Source organism: Deltaproteobacteria bacterium (genome assembly GCA_011773515.1).
GTDB lineage: Bacteria > Desulfobacterota > Deferrimicrobia > J040 > J040 > WVXK01.
Genome location: WVXK01000036.1, coordinates 1 through 4385 on the forward strand (window position 1 = coordinate 1; position 4385 = coordinate 4385).

Here is a 4385-nt window from a genome sequence, read left to right on the forward strand (position 1 = left end):
TGCATTCACGCTTGCAAAGGAGTGGGAACGGCTCTTTCACGGCCTCATCTACCTGTAGCCCTCCCCCCGCCCTTCGGTGCGTGGAAAAGCCGGCGGGAAGGGAAACAGGGCGGAAGATGATGGCCTGCACCGCTTTTTCAGGGAGGTGACTATGGGCGATGCCGCTGAAAAAAGATCTGATTTCATTTCAACCATTTTTATGAAAAGGAGGCATCACATGTTTATCGACTACCGAACAGTATGCTCGCTGCTTCTCACCGCATTGCTGGGAACGGGCATGGTATCTGCGGGCTGCATGAGCGCCGCCCGCCACGGGGAGAGCCTTCCCGGGGCGAAGGAGCGGGAGATGACCGTCGGGATCGTGCAGAGGGAGATCCACGTGGGAATGTCCCAGCCCGACGTCGCGGAAGCACTCGGTTCCCCCAACATCGTGACCAGGGACAGCGACGGCAGGGAAACCTGGATCTTCGACAAGGTCGCATCGACCGCCGCCTACTCGAAGAGCGCGGGATACGGGACCGTGCTTCTGATCGGGATTTTCGGGGACGTGGCAGCCGGCGCCGCGCCGGGATACTCGCGCGAGGCCGGGGCAGCCGAGACCACGCAGAAGACGCTGACCGTGGTCATCAAGTTCGATGAGCGAAGCCTGGTCGAGTCGTTCTCCTACCACGCGAGCAAGTTTTAGCGAGGGAGGTAACCCATGAACAGAAACCACACATACGCTGCCGCCATGCTCCTTCTGCTCTCCCTCTTCTTTTCCTCCGGCTGCGCCACGACGCCGAAAACGGAGATGACCCAGCTGCAGATCCGCCAGTTCCAGACGCGCATCTTCGACGAGGAGGACACGAAGATGGTCCTCAAGGCGATCGTCAACGTCCTCCAGGACGAGGGCTTCATCATCAGGGAGGCAAACAGCGATCTGGGGATTCTGCACGCCGTGAAAGAGAAGGAGGAATCGAGCATGGGCGGGATCTTTCTCGCCACCCTCTTCGGCGGCCAGGATGCCCGGTGGAACGCAAATTCCGTCATGGAGTGCACGGCGAACGTCAGCGAGTTCGGGAAACAGTGCAAGGTACGGGTGAACTTCCAGAGCAAGGTCCTGGACAACAAGGGGGCCGTCGTCAAGGTGAGGCAGGTGGACGACCTGAAATTCTACCAGACGTTTTTTGAAAAGGTCGACAAGGGGATCTTCCTCCAGAGGCAAAAGCTGTGAGCGGGTCGGTAACGGTTTGCAGGGGTAGTCACATGGGAATATTTTCACGGTTGAGAAAATATGCGCGGGCCGTTGGTTTCCTCATGGCATTCCTCCTCCCGGGATGCAACGCCCTCATAGACCCCCCGGTACCCCGGAACCTCACCGCCACTCCCGCATCGCCCCATGAGATAACGCTCACCTGGGAAATCCACCAGTACGAGGATCCCGGTGAAATCGGCTATAAGATTTTCAGGAACGGCGAGTACATCGACTACACGTTCGGATCATCCTATGTTCTGACAACCTGGTACGATGACAGCGGCCTTGCCCCCGACACGGAGTACTGTTATCGGGTTTCGAGCTTCTACATTTCCGACGCCCTGGATTTTACGAACTTCCTCCTGGACTTGCAGAACGACTCCGCACAGAGCAACGAGGCTTGCTCCTGGACATACCCTCTGAGCGCCATAAAGGGGACGGTATCCTCCGGCGGTGAAGGGCTGGATGGGGTCGAAATCACTCTCTTCAGGGTATTTCCGCACGACACCGCGCTCTCGGTCTTCACGGGATCCGACGGGTTCTACAGGTTCACCGACCTGGATAACAGCAAATACGTGGTCACGCCATCTGATCCCGATTTTGTTTTTTCCCCCGAAAGCGTATCGGTAATCGTGCTGAACGGGGAGGTGACAGTCATCAACTTCGAGGCAACGGCTACCGCGGGCCCGAATCCTTGACCGAGGCCGGCACGGCCGTCTCGAACTCTTTGAAGGCTTCCCGGAACCGGCGTGTCAGCTCGACGGCGGCCCTGTCGTAGGCATCCTTGTCCTTCCAGGTGTTCTTGGGCCTCAGCACGTCACGGGGAACCCCCGGAACCTCGACGGGCAGGTGCAGCCCGAAAAACGGGTCGGTCTTGAAGGCCGTCTTTTCGAGCTTCCTCTCCAGGACGGCGTGAACCATGCTCCTGGTATAGGGGAGGCTTATCCGCTCCCCGACCCCGTAAGCCCCTCCCGTCCAGCCGGTGTTTACGAGCCACACGGTCGAACCGTGCTTGCGAATCCTCTCTCCGAGCATCTCGGCGTAGACCACGGGGGGGTGAACCATGAAAGGCGCGCCGAAGCAGGGGCTGAACGTGGCTTCCGGGTCCTTGATGCCACACTCCGTCCCCGCCACTTTCGCCGTGTAGGCAAGCAGGAAATAGTAGATGGCCTGGTCAGGCGTGAGCTTCGCTATGGGAGGGAGAACACCGAAGGCATCGGCGGTCAGGTAAAAGATGAATTCCGGGTGGCCGCTGATTCCGGTCTTTGCGGCGTTGGGAAGGTAGCTTATGGGAAAGGCCGCACGGGTGTTCTCGGTGAGCGAATCGTCGTCGAAGTCGATCTCCCTGGTTACCGAATCGATGGTGACGTTTTCCATGATCGCGCCAAACATCTGCGACGAGCAAAATATCTCGGGCTCGTACTCCTTCGAGATCTTGATGACCTTGGCGTAACAGCCACCCTCGACGTTGAAGATACCGTCATCCCCCCAGCCGTGCTCGTCGTCCCCCACGAGAACCCGGGCCGTATCGATGGAGAGGCTGGTCTTGCCCGTTCCGGAGAGGCCGAAGAACAGCGCCGTGTCCCCATTCTGCTCCCCCACATTCGCGGAGCAGTGCATGGACAGGATCCCCTTCAAGGGGAGAAGGTAGTTCATGAGGGTGAAGATCGATTTTTTTATCTCGCCACCGTACTGGGTCCCGCCGATCAGGATCTCCTTCCTGCCGAAATTCAGTATCACGAAAACTTCCGAGCGGGTTCCGTCCTCCTCGGGGGCGGCGTGAAAGTGCGGGGCGTGTATGATGGTGTAATCGGGAACGAATTGGTCGAGCTTGCTCCTGTCCGCCTCCCTGATGAACATGGTCCGTGCAAAAAGGGCGTGCCAGGCCGATTCGCTCACCAGGCGTAAGGATATCCGGTACTTCGGGTTTGCGCCGGCGTAGAGCTCCTGTACGTACACGTCCCGGTCCTGAAAGTAGGTGAGGACCCGGCTTCTCAGGTGTTCGTAAACCTCAGACGATATGGACTGGTTTACCTTGCCCCACCACACTCTGTCGCTGCTGCTGGGCTCGTCGACGATATATTTGTCGTGCGGGGACCTGCCCGTGTACTGCCCCGTCCTCACGACGAGCGGTCCCTGCTGGGCGAGAAGCCCCTCGCGCCTCTGAATGGCGTGCTCCAGAAGGTTGGCCGTGGTATGGTTCCAGTGAACGTGTCGAAGATTGTAGAAACCCGTCTCTTTCAGGCTTTGCGTTTTGTGATGCATCGGATCCTCCCACAGGGTTACTCCTATCGCTGTCCACTACTCTATAACAGGAAAAACGGCAAACAGATTATATTCTATACTAATTTTTTATGATTTTCCTCATTTACCTTCCCTGTGCCTGTGCCGCCGGTTATGACGCGCTCCTTCAAGATTCGAGAAATATCGCCCACGGCGTTAACTTATACGCGCATCTTCCGATAACGGTCTATGTGGACTTTTCAAACCATATTCTGTCCACACGAGAAAACTGGGAGGTGCGGTATGCGAAAGGCCTGCTTCATTGCGATCCTGACCGCCTTCATCTGTGCGGGCGTGGCCGGGTTCGGCAGCGCGGGGATGGACCTCGGCGTGTCGATAGGAGATGACGGCCTGAAGAGCTTCTACTTCGCCGTTTCAGACCACTACCGGGTGCCGGAAGGAGACGTGGTTGCGATCAAAAAGAAAAACGTTTCCCACGAGGAGCTGCCCGTCGTCTTCTTCATCGCAAAGAGGGCGCGTGTCTCGGCAGAGACGGTGATCGGGCTCCGCCTCGGGGGCTCCTCATGGATGGACATATCCCTTCGCTTCGGGCTCACCCCCGATATCTACTATGTGCCGGTGAAAAAGGCCGGAGGCCCCCCGTACGGAAAAGCCTACGGGCACTACAAGAACAAGCCGAAAAACCAGTGGGGGACGATCAGGCTCAGCGATTCCGACGTGGTGAACATGGTGAACCTGAAGTTCATCTCAGAGCACTACGGGTATTCACCCGACGAGGTCATCCACATGCGGTCGGCGGGAAAAAACTTCGTGCTGATAAACAGCGAGGTGAAGAAGAAAAAGAGCGCGGGCAAGAAAAATAAAAGCGGCGTCAAGAACGCCTCCACCGCAGGCAAAGGGAAAGGGA

Annotated in this window: 5 protein-coding genes; 4 read left to right on the forward strand and 1 reads right to left on the reverse strand. The window is 57.8% G+C overall.

What is annotated here, in order from left to right:
• Positions 1-217: 217 nt before the first annotated feature.
• Genes GTN70_03755 through GTN70_03765 form a run of 3 tightly spaced genes read left to right on the forward strand, consistent with a single transcriptional unit; the run spans position 218 to position 1932 of the window.
• Positions 218-685, forward strand: a complete 468-nt coding sequence (locus tag GTN70_03755) for a hypothetical protein (protein ID NIO16103.1) — start codon at positions 218-220, stop codon at positions 683-685.
• Positions 686-700: 15 nt separating this feature from the next.
• The gene (locus GTN70_03760; GenBank protein NIO16104.1) at positions 701-1213 is read left to right on the forward strand and encodes a hypothetical protein; all 513 of its coding nucleotides are present in this window, start codon (positions 701-703) and stop codon (positions 1211-1213) included.
• 32 nt (positions 1214-1245) lie between these two features.
• Positions 1246-1932 carry a hypothetical protein gene (locus GTN70_03765; protein NIO16105.1) on the forward strand — a complete coding sequence of 229 codons (687 nt, stop codon included), beginning with the start codon at positions 1246-1248 and terminating at the stop codon, positions 1930-1932.
• Here GTN70_03765 and pckA read toward each other — a convergent pair.
• Complete coding sequence (gene pckA, locus GTN70_03770) at positions 1910-3499, reverse strand: phosphoenolpyruvate carboxykinase (ATP) (GenBank protein ID NIO16106.1); 1590 nt, start codon at positions 3497-3499, stop codon at positions 1910-1912. The two genes, GTN70_03765 and pckA, sit on opposite strands and share 23 nt — an antisense overlap.
• A gap of 261 nt (positions 3500-3760) precedes the next feature.
• Here pckA and GTN70_03775 point away from each other — a divergent pair.
• Positions 3761-4385, forward strand: a 625-nt coding sequence (locus tag GTN70_03775; GenBank protein ID NIO16107.1) for a hypothetical protein, incomplete at its 3' end; no start/stop codon positions are given.

What these genes read in the sequence shown, in the direction of transcription:
- GTN70_03755 (NIO16103.1), top strand. Translation starts at nt 218, where the DNA reads ATGTTTATCGACTACCGAACAGTATGCTCGCTGCTTCTCACCGCATTG.
- GTN70_03760 (NIO16104.1), top strand. Translation starts at nt 701, where the DNA reads ATGAACAGAAACCACACATACGCTGCCGCCATGCTCCTTCTGCTCTCC.
- GTN70_03765 (NIO16105.1), top strand. Translation starts at nt 1,246, where the DNA reads ATGGGAATATTTTCACGGTTGAGAAAATATGCGCGGGCCGTTGGTTTC.
- pckA (NIO16106.1), bottom strand. Translation starts at nt 3,499, where the DNA reads ATGCATCACAAAACGCAAAGCCTGAAAGAGACGGGTTTCTACAATCTT.